At 53.1% G+C, this 16,895-nt stretch carries 16 protein-coding genes and 1 riboswitch; of the genes, 3 read left to right on the forward strand and 13 right to left on the reverse strand.

The genetic code is table 11. The annotated features are described in order from the left end of the window. Positions 1-17: 17 nt before the first annotated feature. The 7 genes from yfcE to FZ040_RS10275 all read right to left on the reverse strand — a co-directional run bounded on the left by yfcE (position 18) and on the right by FZ040_RS10275 (position 7,783). A complete protein-coding gene (gene yfcE, locus FZ040_RS10245; RefSeq protein ID WP_149171895.1) occupies positions 18-575 on the reverse strand; it encodes a phosphodiesterase in 558 nt (185 codons plus the stop codon). A gap of 27 nt (positions 576-602) precedes the next feature. After that, entirely contained in the window at positions 603-1,070 is a 468-nt protein-coding gene (gene ribH, locus FZ040_RS10250) for a 6,7-dimethyl-8-ribityllumazine synthase (RefSeq protein ID WP_149171896.1), read from the reverse strand. 24 nt (positions 1,071-1,094) lie between these two features. Then, positions 1,095-2,306: a bifunctional 3,4-dihydroxy-2-butanone-4-phosphate synthase/GTP cyclohydrolase II gene (locus FZ040_RS10255; RefSeq protein ID WP_149171897.1), complete on the reverse strand. Its 1,212-nt coding sequence runs from the start codon at positions 2,304-2,306 to the stop codon at positions 1,095-1,097. A gap of 17 nt (positions 2,307-2,323) precedes the next feature. Continuing rightward, positions 2,324-2,959: a riboflavin synthase gene (locus FZ040_RS10260; protein ID WP_149171898.1), complete on the reverse strand. Its 636-nt coding sequence runs from the start codon at positions 2,957-2,959 to the stop codon at positions 2,324-2,326. Between the two features lie 4 nt (positions 2,960-2,963). Further along, a complete protein-coding gene (ribD, locus tag FZ040_RS10265; protein ID WP_439653919.1) occupies positions 2,964-4,058 on the reverse strand; it encodes a bifunctional diaminohydroxyphosphoribosylaminopyrimidine deaminase/5-amino-6-(5-phosphoribosylamino)uracil reductase RibD in 1,095 nt (364 codons plus the stop codon). Positions 4,059-4,158: 100 nt separating this feature from the next. Further along, a riboswitch (FMN riboswitch) is annotated at positions 4,159-4,275 on the reverse strand. Between the two features lie 55 nt (positions 4,276-4,330). Continuing rightward, complete coding sequence (locus FZ040_RS10270; RefSeq protein ID WP_149171900.1) at positions 4,331-6,301, reverse strand: methyl-accepting chemotaxis protein; 1,971 nt, start codon at positions 6,299-6,301, stop codon at positions 4,331-4,333. A 366-nt stretch (positions 6,302-6,667) separates the two neighbouring features. After that, on the reverse strand, positions 6,668-7,783 hold the full coding sequence (locus FZ040_RS10275; RefSeq protein WP_149171901.1) for a 5-methyltetrahydropteroyltriglutamate--homocysteine S-methyltransferase: 1,116 nt from the start codon (positions 7,781-7,783) through the stop codon (positions 6,668-6,670). A gap of 152 nt (positions 7,784-7,935) precedes the next feature. Between FZ040_RS10275 and FZ040_RS10280 the strand changes: the two genes are divergently transcribed. Continuing rightward, positions 7,936-8,856, forward strand: coding sequence for a LysR family transcriptional regulator (locus FZ040_RS10280; RefSeq protein WP_149171902.1), 921 nt, complete (start codon positions 7,936-7,938; stop codon positions 8,854-8,856). A 42-nt stretch (positions 8,857-8,898) separates the two neighbouring features. Here the strand turns inward: FZ040_RS10280 and rbr are convergent, their stop codons facing one another. The 3 genes from rbr to FZ040_RS10295 form a co-directional block, all read right to left on the reverse strand. Next, positions 8,899-9,435 carry a rubrerythrin gene (rbr, locus tag FZ040_RS10285; RefSeq protein WP_149171903.1) on the reverse strand — a complete coding sequence of 179 codons (537 nt, stop codon included), beginning with the start codon at positions 9,433-9,435 and terminating at the stop codon, positions 8,899-8,901. Positions 9,436-9,461: 26 nt separating this feature from the next. Next, on the reverse strand, positions 9,462-9,842 hold the full coding sequence (locus FZ040_RS10290) for a desulfoferrodoxin family protein (protein ID WP_149171904.1): 381 nt from the start codon (positions 9,840-9,842) through the stop codon (positions 9,462-9,464). Between the two features lie 174 nt (positions 9,843-10,016). After that, on the reverse strand, positions 10,017-11,930 hold the full coding sequence (locus tag FZ040_RS10295; protein ID WP_149171905.1) for a fructose-1,6-bisphosphatase: 1,914 nt from the start codon (positions 11,928-11,930) through the stop codon (positions 10,017-10,019). A 240-nt stretch (positions 11,931-12,170) separates the two neighbouring features. On the opposite strand from FZ040_RS10295, the gene FZ040_RS10300 reads away from it, so the two are divergent. Continuing rightward, entirely contained in the window at positions 12,171-13,424 is a 1,254-nt protein-coding gene (locus FZ040_RS10300) for a dicarboxylate/amino acid:cation symporter (RefSeq protein WP_149171906.1), read from the forward strand. A gap of 40 nt (positions 13,425-13,464) precedes the next feature. On the opposite strand, the gene pdxR is transcribed toward FZ040_RS10300, so the two are convergent. Beyond that, complete coding sequence (gene pdxR, locus FZ040_RS10305; protein ID WP_149171907.1) at positions 13,465-14,868, reverse strand: MocR-like pyridoxine biosynthesis transcription factor PdxR; 1,404 nt, start codon at positions 14,866-14,868, stop codon at positions 13,465-13,467. Between the two features lie 110 nt (positions 14,869-14,978). Here pdxR and FZ040_RS10310 point away from each other — a divergent pair, with 110 nt between their 5' ends. Then, complete coding sequence (locus FZ040_RS10310; RefSeq protein ID WP_149171908.1) at positions 14,979-15,512, forward strand: ECF transporter S component; 534 nt, start codon at positions 14,979-14,981, stop codon at positions 15,510-15,512. A 5-nt stretch (positions 15,513-15,517) separates the two neighbouring features. On the opposite strand, the gene FZ040_RS10315 is transcribed toward FZ040_RS10310, so the two are convergent. Further along, positions 15,518-15,901 carry an addiction module toxin RelE gene (locus tag FZ040_RS10315; RefSeq protein ID WP_149171909.1) on the reverse strand — a complete coding sequence of 128 codons (384 nt, stop codon included), beginning with the start codon at positions 15,899-15,901 and terminating at the stop codon, positions 15,518-15,520. A 174-nt stretch (positions 15,902-16,075) separates the two neighbouring features. Beyond that, a complete protein-coding gene (gene thiD / locus FZ040_RS10320) occupies positions 16,076-16,873 on the reverse strand; it encodes a bifunctional hydroxymethylpyrimidine kinase/phosphomethylpyrimidine kinase (RefSeq protein ID WP_149171910.1) in 798 nt (265 codons plus the stop codon). Positions 16,874-16,895: the final 22 nt, after the last annotated feature.

Below are 16,895 nucleotides of genomic sequence, written 5' to 3' on the forward strand. Positions count from 1 at the left end.
TTATTTCCTTTTTCCAATTACATTGTATACTGCATCAATACTTCATCAGTATCGATATCGTAAATCTTAACCGTGCGATCTTCGAGCACCGCATAGGTATTGCGGCCGTCTTCGCGCTTTGAGAGCGCCGCTGACCCCGGATTAAGGAACACGGTCTTGCCGCGCTTTTCGAGCACTGTCGTATGGATGTGTCCACTGATAAAGAGGTCAGCCTTCAGATGGGCCGCCATCTTGTCCTTTTCCGCATCGGTCATGACGCTGTCGCCATGGGTGACGATGATACGCAGGCCATCGTAAACGACATAGGCATACGGTGCCTGCACCGGCAGTTCCAGGCAACTGGCGTCGACCGACGAATCGCAGTTGCCCTTGGCGATGATGACCGGCACCGGACAGCTGTTGATTTTGGCGACGAGCCCGGCCGGATTGTAGTCGGCCTTCATCGGATTGCGCGGGCCATGATAGAGCACATCACCAGCGTGCAGAATCATATCGGCATCATGAAAAGCCTTGTCAAACGCCGTCTGCCAAGCGCCTTCATGACCGTGCGTATCACTGATAATACCAATTTTCATCGTAAACAGCTTCTTTCTTAAACGCGATTAACCAATCTTCTTGAGCAGGTTTGCCATTTCCATAGCGGCCATAGCACTGTCGGAGCCCTTGTTGCCAGCCTTCGTGCCAGCGCGCTCCACAGCCTGCTCGATGTTCTCTGTCGTCACGACGCCGAAAATCGTCGGCACGCCCGTCTGCATGCCAACCTGTGCCGTGCCTTTGGAAACCTCATTGCAGACATAGTCGTAATGCGTCGTCGAACCACGGATAACGGCGCCAAGGCAGATGACGGCGTCGTATTTGCCGCTTTCGGCCATCTTCTTGGCAACGACTGGAATCTCAAACGCCCCCGGAACCCAGGCGACGTCGATGTCGTCATCGTTGGCCTCATGACGGTGCAGCGTGTCAAGCGCGCCGCCTAAGAGCTTGCTCGTGATGAACTCATTGAAACGAGCTACGACGATACCGAATTTCAGACCTTTTGCTGTGATATACCCTTCAATTACATTTGCCATGATCTATTACCTCCTAAAATATCTTTACTTCAACGTCTCATCGTTCAAGAGATGGCCCATCTTGACCTTCTTGACCGTCAGATAGTTCTTGTCGAATTTATTCGCATGAATCATCAGCGGCACGCGCTCAGTAATCGTAAGGCCATAGCCCTCAAGACCAGCACGCTTAGCCGGATTGTTCGTCATCAGCCGGATGCTCGTGAGGCCGAGATCCGCAAGGATCTGGGCGCCAATGCCATAGTCGCGCAGATCCGGCGCAAAGCCGAGTTCGACATTGGCCTCGACCGTATCGCGGCCCTTGTCCTGCAGGGCATAAGCGCGCATCTTGTTAGCAAGGCCGATGCCGCGGCCTTCCTGGCGCATGTAGAGCACGACGCCCTCGCCGGCCTTTTCAATCTTCTCAAGCGCCGCATGGAGCTGATCGCCGCAGTCACAGCGCATCGAGCCTAACGCATCGCCCGTCAGGCACTCGGAATGAACGCGCACGAGCACGTCTTTCTTGCCTTTGACATCGCCCTTGACGATGGCCAGATGGCATTTGCCGTCGAGCTTGCTCTCGTACGACTTGATGCGGAAATGACCGAACTTGCTCGGGAAATCGACGTCAGCGACCAGCTCGACAAACGATTCCGTGCGCTTGCGGTACTCGATGAGTGCCTGCACCGTAATCATGTGCAGGCCATGCTCCTTGGCAAACTCGATGAGTTTCGGCGTGCGCATCATGTGACCATCGTCGTCCATGATTTCACAGCACAGACCAGCCGGATAGAAACCTGCCAGCCGCGCAAGGTCCGTCGTCGTCTCCGTATGACCGGCACGGCGCAAAACGCCGCCCTCAACCGAGCGCAGCGGGAACACATGGCCCGGACGGCGGAAATCCGACGGACGCGCCTTCGGGTCTAAAAGCTTACGGATCGTCAAACAGCGCTCGTAAGCCGAAATACCCGTATCTGTCTCATGCGCGTCAATCGAAACCGTGAACGCCGTCTCGTGATTGTCCGTGTTGTTGACAACCATCTGACCGATATTGAGCTCATCGAGGCGCTTGCCGTCAATCGGCGTACAAATGAGCCCCTTGGCGTATTTAGCCATGAAATTGACGTCTTCGGGCGTCACCGTAGCGGCGGCGACGATGAGGTCGCCTTCGTTCTCGCGGTCTTCATCGTCGACGACGACTACCATCTTGCCATTCTTGATATCCTCAATGGCCTGCTCTACTGTTGCAAAATCTGCCATAATCTTTCTCCTTCATCTTAAAAACCGTTCTCGAGCAGAAACGCCCGCGAAAGCCCGCCGGCATTTTTCTGCGTTTTGTTCCCGTCCAGCATCTTTTCGACGTATTTGCCGAGCACATCGGTTTCAATATTTATCGTACTGCCCGCCTTCTTGCTGCCAAGGTTCGTGACCTCACGCGTATGCGGGATAAGGCTGACCGTAAAATCGGTATCGGTTACAGCCGCCACGGTCAAGCTGATGCCGTCAAGCGCCACCGAGCCCTTCTCCACGATATAGCGCAGAAGTTCCGAGCCCGCCGCTATCTTCATCAGGATGGCATTGCCTTCCTCTTTAAAGGAAACGATCTCGCCCGTGCCATCGATATGGCCGCTGACGATATGGCCGCCGAGGCGGCTCGAGAGCGTCAGTGCCCGCTCGAGGTTTACGGGACTACACTTGGAAAGCTCCGCAAGCGACGTGCGCCGCACGGTCTCGGGCATGACATCGGCCGTGAAATGATTCTTGTCAAACGAAGTCACGGTCAAGCAAACGCCGTTTACCGCGATGCTGTCGCCTAAAGTGGCATCTTCGACTACCTTCTGGCAGTCAATGGCAAGCTGGCCGCCGCCAATGCGCCGGATTCTGCCAACCTCTTCAATGATTCCTGTAAACAACGTCTCACCTCCGCGCCACATAACCTGTGAGCAAAATATCGCCATCCATTGGCTCGGTCGTCACACGCGCAAGTTCTACGGCATCGGCGAGACTTACAAAGCCCTCGCCCTCGACCGGAGTCAGCGCCTCACGGCCGCCGATGAGTTTGGGCGCGATAAACGCCTGAACCTTATCGACAAGGCCAGCCGCAAGCAGCGAGAAGTTCACACGGCCGCCGCCCTCAACAAATACCGAGCAGATTTCACGCTCACCAAGTTTTGCCATGAGCGCTTTAAGGTCAACGTGCTCGCCACTGCCTGCCGTGATAATCTCGACGCCAGCCTCCTTTAACGCCTGCACGCGCTCCTTAGGCGCCTGCTCAGTCACGGCGACAATCGTCGGCGCCGCCCCGTCCGTCACGACTTTTGCTGTAAGCGGCGTGCGCGCCTGGCTGTCGACGATGATGCGGATGGCATTTTTCCCCTTACGGCCCGGAATCCGCGTCGTAAGGCTCGGATCATCTTTCAGCACTGTGCCGATGCCAGCGAGAATGCCGTCGTAAATATCGCGCAGCTCGTGGACGCGCCGCCGCGACGTTTCATTCGTTATCCACTGCGACTCGCCCGTCGCCGTGGCAATCTTGCCGTCGAGCGTCATGGCTGTCTTGAGCACGACAAACGGCATCTTCGTCGTAATCCACTTGAGGAACACTTCGTTTAACGCAATGGCTTCTTCTTCAAGAACTCCACAGGTAACTTGGACACCGGCATCTTCCAAAATCTTGATGCCCTTGCCGGCTACGAGCGGGTTCGGGTCGCGCATCGCGATGACCACGCGGGCAATGCCCGCCTCGGCCACAGCCTTGGCACAAGGGCCCGTGCGGCCATAGTGCGCGCAGGGCTCAAGTGTCACGTAAAGGGTTGCCCCGCGCGCAAGGTCTCCCGCCATGTTCAGCGCATGAACCTCCGCATGGGGCGTGCCGGCCTTCCGGTGCCAGCCCGCGGCCACGATGCGCCCGTCCCTTACAATCACGGCACCGACGAGCGGATTGGGCGACGTGCGCCCCTCCGCATTGCGGGCCATCTGCAAGGCCACGCGCATAAAATCTTCATCCTGCAATCGTATCACCTCAGATTCCTTCATCTTAGGTTTGTGATTGAGACCAAAAAAGCCAGCGAAAAGATTTCTCTTCTCGCTGGCTTAAATCGCATGCAAACCAACATGCCTTTTCTCGTCCCGACTATACGGTCGGCTCCGGAATCTCACCGGATCATGCTCCCAAGGGCTCGCGGGCTATACCGCCGGTGGGGAAATGCTCCCCGCCTCAAAGACAAATCTCATGTCCTATTATAGCACGCCTTTATCCTTTCTATCAATAGAATATCTCGGCCTTAGAATTTGAACTTCGCCGTCGCATCCTGCAGCTCCGTCGCCATATTGGCCAGCGACTGCGAAGCCGAGGCAATCTCCTCCGTCGAGGCCGACTGTTCTTCCGTTGCGGCCGAAATCGTCTGCGTATGGGCAGCCGTCTTGCTGCTGACCTCGTCGATTTCCTCCATCGTACCGACAATCGAGCTGGCGCCGTCGGAAACCTTATGCACGCGCAGGTTCATGGCCTCAACCTCATCTTTGATGTCATGGACTTTTGCGATAATGCGGCCGAACTGCTCGCCGACCTCGCGGATTGCATCGGTGCCAAGCTTAATCTGCTCCGTGCTCGACTCCATCGAACCGACAGCCTGGTTCGTATCACTTTGGATCGTCGTGATATGGCGCTTGATGTCCTCGGCGGCTTCCTGAGATTCAGCAGCCAGCTTGCGGACCTCTTCAGCAACGACCGTAAAGCCGCGGCCCTGCTCGCCGGCGCGCGCCGCCTCGATAGCTGCATTGAGCGCCAAGAGATTTGTCTGCTCGGCAATGGCTGAAATCGTCTCGACAATCTTGCCAATCTGCTCGCTGTTCTTGCCGAGCTGGGCGACAATCGCCGCCGACTCCTGCGATGCCTTTTCAATCAGGACCATCTTGTCCATGGCATCCTGCATGAGCTTGCTACCTGCCGTCGCCGTCTCATTCGTCTCGTTCGTGCGGTCGTTGACATGTTCCATGCCTTTTGCGACATCGTCGATATGGCCGACGACTTCCTCGACGACATTCTTGGCATTATCGACGCTTTCCGCCTGGTCGCTGACGCCCTGCGCCACATCGCCAACCGATACAGCCACGCTGTTGGCGGCCTCAGCCGACTGCTGCGCACTGGCCGTGAGCTCCTCCGAGGATGCCGCTACCTGCTCAGCAGCAGAACTCATCTTCTGAATGAGATTGCGGATGTTCTTGTTCATCGTATTGAACGCCTGCGTGAGCTGGCCGATTTCATCGGCACTTTCCACCGGAAGGTCGGCCATGCGCAGATTGCCATCAGCCAGCTGAACCGCATGCTCGTTGAGTCCCAAAATCGGCCGCGTGATTTTCTGGGCAAAATACTGGCAGACAAACATCATCAGCGCAAAACCAACGAGCGTCAAAAGACCAAATACCCAACGCATATGCTTGAGCGCTGCAAATACAAAATCCTCCGGCACCGCAATGCCGATCAGCCATTCCGTCGAAGGCACCTTCGCATAGGCAAACACGATATCTTTACCATCACTGCTCGTCGTAAAGTAACCGGATTCCTTCCCCTGCATTTCCTTGAAATGCTCGCCAAAACCATCGACCTCAGCAAAATTCTGCATAGGTTTGCCAAGGCCGGCCGTCGCGAGGATGTTGCCCGTCTTCTCTAAGATGATGCCCTGGCCTTCGCCATGGTACTCGATATTCTTTACCTGCTCATCGAGTGCATCAAGCGAAATATCGTTGCAGACCGCACCGATAAACTGGCCGTTGGCCTTTACCGGCGCGATAGCCGAGATGACGTGCTTATTCGTGATGGCATCGACATACGCATCGGTGAATTCCACCTTGTCGTCCTTCTTGGCCTGCTGATACCACGGACGTTGCGTCGGGTCTTTTTGACCGGTCAGATTGCCGCCCGTCGAGGAAGCGAAATACTTATCCTCCATGCCGAGCGTGACACCTATGACATCGGCCTCCGACGATGCCGACTGCAGCGCGGCATTCGTCTGCATGCTGGCCTTGTCCCCATTATAGGCCGTCATGACATTGGCCGTATGCGCCGTTGACGACTGCTTCGCCATGAGCCAGCCATCCATCTCGGACACCTCTTTGGCCACTACCGCCCGCAGTTCGTTATCGACGCTCTGCTCCAAATCCGCGCTTGCCAAAAAATACCCGGAGATGGACACTATCGCCATCAGCGCACCTACGATACCAGCCAACACAAAAAACTTTTGTCTAATTCCCATTTCTCTTGCTCCTTTTTGTAGTAGTATTTATAAAAACAGTCTCCTTGGACCGTTTCTACCTGCTGTAACTAATGCTGTCATTTAGTTGCTTGATAAAAGTAAATGATCCCTTTACAACAAAATCCGAGTTGCGCGATCGCAACCCGGATTTAAATGCTCCTATGCTTAAGGCAAATTATCCGCATCGTAAGAAATTGTCCATCAGCAGCATGAGGCATCACGTTTCATTTACATCGTAACAAAACCGCCATAAATCCCATAGATATTTTATTAAGACAAGATTATAGCATACTGCAAAAACAAAAATAAGAAAACCTTTACTAGAAATATAGTATACATGCTTTAGACAAATGTATTTGTTAAGAGTTATTCGCCCCACACCTCCTGCGCAATCTCTTTAACCAGTGCCAGCTTTGCCCATTGCTGAGCTTCCGTCAGTTTATTGCCGATTTCACAGGAGGCAAATCCACACTGAGGACTTAGGCACAGCCGCTCCAAGGGGATATATTTCGCTGCCTCATGGATTCTGGCGATAACGGCTTCCTTATCTTCAAGCTCGGGCTTTTTCGTCGTGATAAGTCCGAGTACCACTTTTTTATCCGGCGATACCTTAGCCAGCGGTGCAAAGCCGCCAGACCGCTCATCGTCATACTCCAGATAGAGCGCATCGACCTTTTCCTCGGCAAAAACGTAATCCGCTACCGAATCATACGGGCCGCTGGTAAAGAAGGTCGAATGATAATTTCCGCGGCAAATATGCGAATTGATAACCATATCCGACGGTTTCGCTGCTAACGCCAGATTGTTCACCGCCAAGAGCTGTGCTTTGACATCCTCTAAATCCAGCCCCAGCGCCTGATAACGCTGCTGGGCAGCATCGCCCACCACAGCTCCCCAGGTACAGTCATCAAACTGCAGATTGCGGCACCCCGCCTCGTAGAACTGACGAATGACCTGCTGATAGGCCTCCCCAATATCCTGGATAAGCAACTCGTTATCCGGATAGATTTTCCGCGTCGATTCGATGTTCTGCGGGATGATAAACTGCTGAAACATCTGCGCCGGTGCCGGAATGGTATATTTAGCCACGGTCTTTTCATCTTCAAACTGCTTGAGGAATTTGAAGTATTCGACAAACGGATGTGGCTTCGCTTTTACTTCCCCGACGAGCCAGGTTTCCTCAAGGTCTGCTACCTCGCCGTTAAACTGCACACCACCGCCAGCTTTATGATCCACGCCTTCAAAGCCCCACATGAAGTCCAGATGCCAGTAAGCTCTGCGAAACTCCCCGTCGGTAATCACGTGAAAGCCGGCCGCCTTTTGCTTGGCGACCACCTGCGCCACCGCTTCATCCGTCACGGCGTCAAGTTCCTGCCGGGTGATTTCCCCGGCTTTGAACTTTGCCCGTGCCTGTTTCAGCTCGGCCGGGCGCAAAAAGCTTCCCACAAAATCATAGCGGCATGGTGTCTTTATTTTACTCATAGTAATCTTCCTTTCTTTCGGTCCTTCCACCTTGTACCCTATCTTAAAAAATCAGCGCCCGGCTGTAAAATATGAAAAACCCAGCCCGCGCCATAGTTATTTTCTATGAGGCATGGTATAATTACAACGAAATATTTTTCAGGGAGATTATCATGACACTTAAACAACTGCGCTATGCCGTTACCGTTGCCGAAACCGGCAACATCACCGAAGCCGCCAAGAAACTTTTCATCGCTCAGCCGAGCCTCACCGCCGCCATCCATTCCCTCGAAGAAGAATACGGCATCACCATCTTTTCCCGCTCCAACAAGGGCATCGAAATAACGCCTGCCGGAGACGAATTGCTCGGATATGCCCGCCAAATTTTGGAGCAGGCCGACCTCATGCACGAACGCTATATCGGCAAATCCCCCATCCGGCAGCATTTCTGCGTATCCTCCCAGCATTACTCCTTCGTCGTCGAAGCCTTTGTCGGGCTCATCCGCCAGTTCGATGGCGATAAATACGAGTTCCACATGCGCGAAACCCAAACGTACGAAATCATCGACGATGTCGCGCACATGCGAAGCGAAGTTGGCATCCTCTATCGCAACAAGTTCAATCGCTCCATCATCACCAAGACGCTAAAAGACAACCAGCTCACCTTTACGCCGCTGTTCACCGCCAGTCCGCACGTCTTCGTCGGCAAAAACAGTCCGCTCGCACAAAAGGACCGCGTCACCCTTGACGACTTAAAACCTTTCCCGCGGCTTTCCTACGAACAGGGCAGCCACAACTCCTTTTACTTCTCCGAAGAAATCCTAAGCACCGAAGACTGCGATAAAGAACTCGTCGTCTGCGACCGCGCCACCCTCTTCAACATGGTAATCGGCCTCAACGGGTATACCATCTGCAGCGGCAGCATCAGCGAAGAGCTCAACGGTTCCAATATCGTAGCCCGGCCGCTTGCGGTCGATGACTATATGGAAATCGGCTACATCCTGCCAAAATCCACGCGTCCCTCGCGCCTCACCTTGGAATTTCTCGACATCTTAACGAAGCTGACCGCCAAACTCGATACCCGCTGCCAATAAAAAACGGACCAGGCTTTCGCCTGGTCCGTCTTTTCTTTTGCGTCAGAAATTCTCCGCGTGGATTTCAAAATAAGTCTGCGGGTGCTGGCATACCGGGCAAAGCTTCGGCGCTTCCGTGCCAACCACAATATGACCGCAATTGCGGCACTCCCATACCTTTACTTCCCCTTTCTTAAACACTTCACCGTTTTTGACATTTTGCAGCAGCTTGCGATAGCGTTCTTCATGATGCTTTTCAATCTCGCCAACCATACGGAATTTCTTGGCAAGCTCGGGGAACCCTTCCTGTTCCGCCGTTTCCGCAAAACCTTTGTACATATCCGTCCACTCATAGTTTTCGCCATTAGCGGCATCTTCGAGATTTTCTTCCGTATTGCCGATTCCTTCCAATTCCCGAAGCCACATCTTCGCATGATAGGACTCATTGGCAGCTGTTTTCAAAAACAACTCGGCAATCTGCTCCGAACCATCCTTCTTCGCCACCGAGGCAAAGTAGGTATATTTGTTGCGTGCCTGCGATTCCCCGGCAAAAGCAGCCTGTAAATTCTTTTCCGTCTGCGTTCCCGCATATTTGCTCATAGCTCTCCTCCTAATCCATCACACCATCATACTTCGGCCTTCCAAAGGCCATGAAGATTGCAATACGCATAAGCGGCCACCACTTCATCGCCAGCACTCAGGGCAAAGACTGCCTCAGGCGCATCATCCGGAGTAAGGTGTGCCATCTGCGCGCCCTGTTTCGTCTCCAGATGAATCCACTCAATGAAGTGTTCGGGCGTCATCGGATGCGCCACGCTTCCGACTGACACCTTCACCGAAGTTCCGTCCATCACGATTACCGGCACATGCTTTTCCTGGGCCGCATCTGTGGTATTTGCCGTAAGCTCCGCCATCGCCTGTCCGCAGCACGAAAGCTTTCCACCGCCTTCCTTTACCACGCCGACAATATTGCCGCACAGCTTGCAAATAAAGAACCGCTTTGCCATAAAACCGCCTCCCGCCAAACTATAATACACACATCGAACGAAGTAGGACAAAAGACCGCAATATAGTTGCGTAAAATCTTTTTCCTGTATTGTAACACTTCGACATTTTTCGGCCGCTTCCTGCCAGCGCGAAAAAAATCTACGCCCAGCAGGTTCCGGCCAGCAAAATCGCCTTTATTTTAACAAGCCATTCTGATACGCCAGCAATAACTTATAGAGATCGCTGATTTCCTCTTTGATGGCCCGGCCTTCGTCGGCGTCTCCCACCGTCGTCCGGTACGACTGCAGTTCCACGGTCTCTGACACCGACTCGATGTCGCGATTCTCCCGCAACGCCTCCCGGACATCGGGAATTTTCTGATGCTCAAGCAGCCGCAGCCCACGCGAGTTGGAAATCAGCGTAAAGCCCGAAATTCCGGTTTTCTTGTGATAGGCCTTGCAAAAACCACCATCGATGATAATCGCTTTGCCCCCGGCCTTCACAGGCGTTTCGCCTTTTCGCACCTTGACGGGTACATGGCCGTTGATGATATGGCCGCGCTTCGGTTCCAAGTGAAATTCGACGAGGATTTTCTCGCAGACCGATGCCTCATCAATGAAGTGGAAATAGGGGTCGGAGGGTTCTGCCCAGGTACTTTCGTCAGCAATCATCGCGCGCTCAAACGTCTTGAACTCGCGCCCGGACACCGGCGACAGGCGGCCGCACCACAGAAAATACATAAAATCCTTCGCCGTCTCCTCACCATGGAGCCAGGCCTTGCGCGCCATGTTCTCGCAAAAATCAAACCACTGGCGCCCTTTGTACTCCTGCCCGCCATAGCGGATGGTCCGCAAACTGCCATCTTCATTCATCGGCACGCAGCCATGAAACAGCAGATTGCCGTTGAACCGGGTGTAGAGACTCCCCTTCTGGTACAGGTAATCGACATGGCGTTTGAGCATCAGGCTTTCGACAAAATACGATTTAAGGTCCGCCACAACTTCCTGTTCTTTTTCCGTCAGCAGGTACGGGTCTTTGGCATTTTCATCAATCGTCGGGAAGTAGGCATTTTCGAGTTCATACCGCTTGCCATCACCCAGCGTAACCGCCGATACCCGGAAATCAATCTTATCGAGCAGCAGCCGGCTGTCCATCTGAAAATCCGGATTGCGGCGGATAAGCTGGCCTTCCAGTTTAAACATGATGATGGTCATGGCCCGCTCCGCTGCCTTGATGGGATTTTCATCCGGATAGAGGCGCGAGGCAAATGTCGACAGCGAGCGCAAGCTGATGCCATACCCCCGCTCAAGCACATCGGTATTGTTGTAGCGAAGTGAATTGCGTACTACGCCAGCAATACAAACTTCACTGCCCAGCGCCGCCCCCATCCACAGAACATCATGATTGCCCCATTGGATATCAACCGACGGATATTCCATCAACAGGTTCAAAATCGCATCCGGCCGATTGCCACGGTCATAAAAATCCCCGACAATGTGCAGCCGATCCACCGCCAAACGCTTGATAAGCACCGTAAAGGCCTCGATAAAATCCGCGCCGCTGTCAATCTGGACGATGGTGCTAAGCAGCCGGTTGTAATAGACGCGCTGGGCACTATCCACCGTCGGATGCGTATTCATGAGTTCAAAGATAACCGAAGCATAGCGGTCCGGAATAAAGCCATTGACCCGGGACGCAGGGTACTTATAACTCATAACCTGCGACAGTTCCAGCAATTGCGCCAGATTGCGCCGGTACCATTCCGGGGTATTTTGGTGTGACGCCGTCACCTGCTCGATTTTCTCCTTCGGATAATAAATCAGGGTGCAGAACTCTGCCTTCTCCTCCGCTGTCAGCCGATCCCCAAAGACATAATCCACTTTCTCGTGAATAATTCCCGAGCAATTGTTTAAAATGTGGAAGAAGGATTCGTATTCTCCATGCAAGTCACTCATAAAATGTTCACTGCCCTTGGGAAGCGAAAGCCGCGATTGGAGATAGACGAGTTTTTCATAGACGGCCTGCTTGTCGGGATACTTTTCCGCCAGCAGCCGCAGCAGTTTATTGGCCTTTCCCTTGTTGTACGTTTTGTCCGCTAGTTCCAGCATCTTAAAACTCCCCTCATACATTTTGGCGAAATTACCTATCGCCTAATTCGCCTAGGCCCTCCCAAATTCCTGCTTTTGTCTTTCACGCGCATACTTTTTCGCCTCAGCGAACCAAAATCTAACCGCCCCTGTCCCTTTTCAATTGACACCTTTTTCATTGTAGTATATACTCCTAAGAAAAACACCACATTTGTAAAGTATTTTCTTTATATTGCGGACAAATATTTAGGAGACGGTTTTATGAAAAAAATGAATTTGGCAACCCAAGTGCTGATTGCCTTTATTGCCGGCACAATTCTCGGCATTGTCTTTCAAAAGGATATCCTGTTCCTGCAGCCGGTCGGCGATATCTTCCTGCGGCTGATTCAGATGATTGTCGTGCCGCTGATTTTCCTGTCCATCATCGGCGGCATCGCCAATATTGGCGACGTCCGCAAGCTGCGCCGCATCGGCTCAAAAATTCTCGGCTTTTACGTCATTACGACAATTCTCTCCACGATTATCGGCCTCGTCGTTGCCAATCTGATGCAACCAGGCAAGGGCTTTGATACCAATATGATTGTCGCCACGGGCGAGCCCATCAAAGAAGCTGCTCCGATGACAGTTGGCGGTACGATTCTCAGCATGATTCCAGCCAATCCCCTGCATGCCCTGAGCGAAGGCAACCTGATTCAAGTCATCATCTTCGCCGCCTTCCTCGGCGTTGTCATGACGATGCTGGGCGATAAAGTCAGCACCGTAAAAAAATTCGTCGACGAAGGCACGCAAATCATGTTCACGCTTACGGATTTGGTCATGAAGACTACGCCAATCGGCGTCTTTGCCCTCGCAGCCTGCAGCATTGGCGAATACGGCACGGCCATCTTCAGCGTGCTGGCCATGTTTATTCTTACCCATTACGTCGGCGCTATTTCCGTCATCGTTCTGCTCTATCTGTTCATCATTAAAGTCATCGCCAAATACCCGCTGACCGATTTTTTCCGCAAAATCATCAGCATCTGGCTCGTTGCCTTCAGCACTACGAGCAGTTCGGGCACGCTGCCAGTCAGCCTGAAAGTCACCGAAGACGAATTCCATGTCAAGAACGAACTGGCCTCCTTCTCCCTGCCCCTCGGCGCTACTATCAACATGAACGGCATTGCCGTCTACTATGCCGTGACCATCATCTTCGTCGCGCAAATCTACGGCATCGATCTGACGCTGGGCCAGCAGGCCATGTTCATCTTCATCACTACGCTGATTTCCATCGGCACCCCGGGCATCCCGGCCAGCGGCATTGTCCTGGCGGTCATGCTCCTAAACACCATGGGCCTGCCCGCCACCATCATGGGTATGATTGTCGGCATCTTCCGTCCCATCGACATGATTCATACCGCCCTCAACGTAACGGGTGACGTCGTCAGCACCCTGGCCGTCGCCCGCTTAGAAAACATGTATGACACCCCGGCGGAAACAGCGGATATGGAAATACTTGCCCCGCATGTGGAATCCTGAACTAAAAAACGCTCTGCACATTATCTGTGCAGAGCGTTTTTTAGTTCAGCAGCACGCGGCTGATAGCTGCCACCGCCGCTTCGAGTTTTTCATCGCGGACACCGGAATAGTTCAAGACAAACGTATGCCGGCAGGAAAGTGGTGCCCCTTCATAATAATCAGCCAACGGCTTCATATTTATTTTTTCGGCCATAAATTTTTGCTGCAAGGCATCATCGGGAATTGACTTGTCAAACTGCAAGAGAAAATGGAGCCCCGAACCATGCTCAATGACCTTCATCCTCGCAGCGGCCGGTGAGGCTTTAAGAAGCGCTAACAGCCGTTCCCGCTTCCGGCGGTAATAGGCGCGCATGCGGTTGATATGCTTTTCAAAATACCCTTCGCCGATAAACTTGGCCAGGGTATATTGTTCAAAGTTCGATACCGTACAGCTGTAAAACCCCAGCTTTTCCTTGAATGGTTCCACGATTTCCTTGGGCAGGACCATATAACTGATGCGAATCGTCGGCGTAAGGCTTTTCGAAAAGGTATTCATGTAGATGACCCGGTCGCTGACATCAATCCCCATCACCGTAGGAATCGGCCGCCCGGTCAGCCGGAACTCGCTATCGTAATCGTCCTCGATGATATAGCGCTCCGGCCGCGCGGCCGCCCACCCCAACAACTCATAGCGCCGGCTCACGGGCATAATGATGCCCGTCGGGAAATGATGCGACGGACTGATATGAAGGACCTGGGCCTGCAATCGCTCCAGCTCCTCCAGCCGGACGCCCTTGGCATCCATAGCTGCCGAAACGAAATCAGCCCCGCAGGCACCGTATATTTTCCGGACGCGTTCATAGCCGGGATTTTCTACGCAGAAACGCTTGTCCCGTCCCAAAAACTGCACGAGCAAATTATAGAGGTACTCCGTGCCAGCACCGACGACAATCTGCTCTGCCGATACGCTCAGGCCGCGGAAACTTCGCAAATGCTCGGCGATAGCCTGCCGCAAAGGCAGCACGCCAAAACCTGGCGACCGCGCCAAAAGCGACTCGGCATCCTCTGCCACCACGCGCCGCAGCAGGCGGGTCCAGGTCGCAAACGGGAACAATTCAGGAGAAATACTGTTCGAGACAAAATCAGCCAGCCACTCCGGTTTTGCTTTTGGGGCCGGTTCCTTCGCCTTTGGCAAATATTGTTCCCGTTCCAATCCGGAATGCTGGACTTTTGAAACAAAAAAGCCACGCCGTGGAGCAGACTGGCAATATCCTTCGGCCATCAACTGGCCATAAGCTCCTTCGACCGTTATCGTGCTGATGCCCAAATGAGCAGCCAGCCCGCGCTTTGACGGGAGCTTTTCCCCTGCCTGCAAGCGGCCGGACAAGATATCCTTGCGGATGCAATCGTACAGATATTCATAGAGGGGCGTATCCCCTGCCTGCGCCAATGGATAGGTCAGCATGGGCCATCTTCCTTTCTTTCTGACCTTAAAAACTATCTGAATTTGAATATTTCGTTATGGTCAGTAAAAGTATACAATAAAGTTGTCATTTTTACAAGAAAGAAGGAATTATTGTGAACACAAATATCATCCATGCACCAAAAGACCTTTCCCACCAGACAAAATGGACGACACAGTCCATCTGCCTCACCGCGGTTATGACCGCACTGGTTTTCCTGACCACCTTCGTCCCACGCATTCCAATCCCCCTCGGCTATGCGCATCTCGGTGATGCTGCCATCTTTTTGCTGGTGCTGCTTTTGCCAAAGCGTCCGGCTTTTCTCGCCGTCTGCCTCGGCTCAGCCCTTTCCGATTTACTCGGCGGCTTTCCGCTTTGGATTCTCCCTACTATCCTGATCAAATTCGTCATGGCCTGGATTGCCTGGAAGCTAAACGGCGGCGCCGTAAATCTCTTGCGCACCGCCGCAGCCTTCCTGCTGGCCTCCCTTTGGATGACCGTTGGCTACACGGCCTTTGGTGCCCTGCTCTATAACAGTCTCAGCGCTGGTCTTGCCTCCGCCCCCGGGCTTTTCCTCGAGGGAATCGTCAATACCGCCGCCGCCCTGCTCCTGCTGCCAGTGATAAAGCGTGCCCGCCAAAATTGACTGCGTCAGCCATCGACTCCGAGATGCTGTGCTTTTATGTAATCCATGACGACGCCATACTGCAAGAAGCAGTCAATCGCCTGAATGATGATATTCATAATCGTATGCGCCGATAAGGCCAGATTGCTGATTTCGCAGATTTTTACGAGTTCATGGCGGGATACATGTTCGAACTCGACGCGGATTTCATATTTAGTGATATTCAGCAAATAACGATTGCCCGTGCTGGCTTCTGTGAGCACCATGTATTCCTGGGTATTGGAGTTGACCGGCACAAAACCAAATTCCTGAAACCGCTCGATAAGCAAAGGCTTTGTCTCGCGATGAAAGCGGCTGTTGATTTCATTTCGTTTAACCTCAAGTTCAGCAAAAGTCGGGAAACTGCGCATAATAAAACCTCCTAAATATAAAAAAACAGACACGCAATGGGCTTTAACGCTCCATTGCGTGTCTTTGCGTTACATTATAATATGCCGGCGAGGTGTTGTCAATTCCATGGTCACCGTGTGGTTGATTTTTCAATCGTGTATAAGCTCATGAAGATTATTTTTCATTAAAATTCGTTAATCCGAAAATTTTCCTGTGAGGGCAAAGGCATGATTCATCGGCCCTGAACCAGCGCCTAAGTCCAGCATAGCTGAAAGCGCCCCGGATAGATATTCTTTGGCGCGGCCAACGGAATCTTCGAGAGAATAGCCTTTCGCCAGGTTGGCAGCTATCGCACTGGACAGCGTGCACCCGGTCCCATGGGTATTGGGATTTTCAATCCGCTCGCCTTTGAACCAGCGGCCTTTGCCCTGCTCATACAGGAAATCGTTGGCATCGCTTACGCTATGGCCGCCCTTTAGCAGCACATGGCAGCCGTAGTGGGCGGCTATCGTTTCCGCCGCCCGCTCCATATCCTCTTTGCTTTTTATGCTTCCACCCGAAAGCACCTCAGCTTCGGGGATGTTCGGCGTCACGAGCTCCGCCAGCGGCAGTAGCACCTTGACCAGCACCGTCACCGCCTCCTCGGCCAAAAGCCGTGCTCCGCTGGTCGCAACCATCACAGGGTCAAGCACGATGTGCTTGGCGCCATACTGCTGCAATTTCTCCCCGCTGACGCGAATGAGTCCAGCGTCTGAGAGCATGCCGATTTTCACCGCATCAGGGCGAATATCGGAAAAGACCGCATCGAGTTCCTGCGCCAGAAATTCCGGCGTCACATTATAGATTCCCGTAACCCCCACCGTATTCTGTGCGGTCAATGAGGTAATCGCGCTCATGGCATAAACGCCGTTCATCGTCATCGTCTTGATATCGGCCTGTATCCCCGCGCCGCCGCTGGAATCACTGCCGGCAATTGTCAGTGCTGTATTCATAGCTATAGCCCCCTGTTTTGAC

This window comes from Pseudoselenomonas ruminis, from assembly GCF_008271295.1.
In the GTDB taxonomy this organism is placed as follows: Bacteria; Bacillota; Negativicutes; order Selenomonadales; family Selenomonadaceae; genus Selenomonas_A; species Selenomonas_A ruminis.

What these genes read in the sequence shown, in the direction of transcription:
- yfcE (WP_149171895.1), bottom strand. Translation starts at nt 575, where the DNA reads ATGAAAATTGGTATTATCAGTGATACGCACGGTCATGAAGGCGCTTGG.
- ribH (WP_149171896.1), bottom strand. Translation starts at nt 1,070, where the DNA reads ATGGCAAATGTAATTGAAGGGTATATCACAGCAAAAGGTCTGAAATTC.
- FZ040_RS10255 (WP_149171897.1), bottom strand. Translation starts at nt 2,306, where the DNA reads ATGGCAGATTTTGCAACAGTAGAGCAGGCCATTGAGGATATCAAGAAT.
- FZ040_RS10270 (WP_149171900.1), bottom strand. Translation starts at nt 6,301, where the DNA reads ATGGGAATTAGACAAAAGTTTTTTGTGTTGGCTGGTATCGTAGGTGCG.
- FZ040_RS10275 (WP_149171901.1), bottom strand. Translation starts at nt 7,783, where the DNA reads ATGAGTAAAATAAAGACACCATGCCGCTATGATTTTGTGGGAAGCTTT.
- FZ040_RS10280 (WP_149171902.1), top strand. Translation starts at nt 7,936, where the DNA reads ATGACACTTAAACAACTGCGCTATGCCGTTACCGTTGCCGAAACCGGC.
- rbr (WP_149171903.1), bottom strand. Translation starts at nt 9,435, where the DNA reads ATGAGCAAATATGCGGGAACGCAGACGGAAAAGAATTTACAGGCTGCT.
- FZ040_RS10290 (WP_149171904.1), bottom strand. Translation starts at nt 9,842, where the DNA reads ATGGCAAAGCGGTTCTTTATTTGCAAGCTGTGCGGCAATATTGTCGGC.
- FZ040_RS10295 (WP_149171905.1), bottom strand. Translation starts at nt 11,930, where the DNA reads ATGCTGGAACTAGCGGACAAAACGTACAACAAGGGAAAGGCCAATAAA.
- FZ040_RS10300 (WP_149171906.1), top strand. Translation starts at nt 12,171, where the DNA reads ATGAAAAAAATGAATTTGGCAACCCAAGTGCTGATTGCCTTTATTGCC.
- pdxR (WP_149171907.1), bottom strand. Translation starts at nt 14,868, where the DNA reads ATGCTGACCTATCCATTGGCGCAGGCAGGGGATACGCCCCTCTATGAA.
- FZ040_RS10315 (WP_149171909.1), bottom strand. Translation starts at nt 15,901, where the DNA reads ATGCGCAGTTTCCCGACTTTTGCTGAACTTGAGGTTAAACGAAATGAA.
- thiD (WP_149171910.1), bottom strand. Translation starts at nt 16,873, where the DNA reads ATGAATACAGCACTGACAATTGCCGGCAGTGATTCCAGCGGCGGCGCG.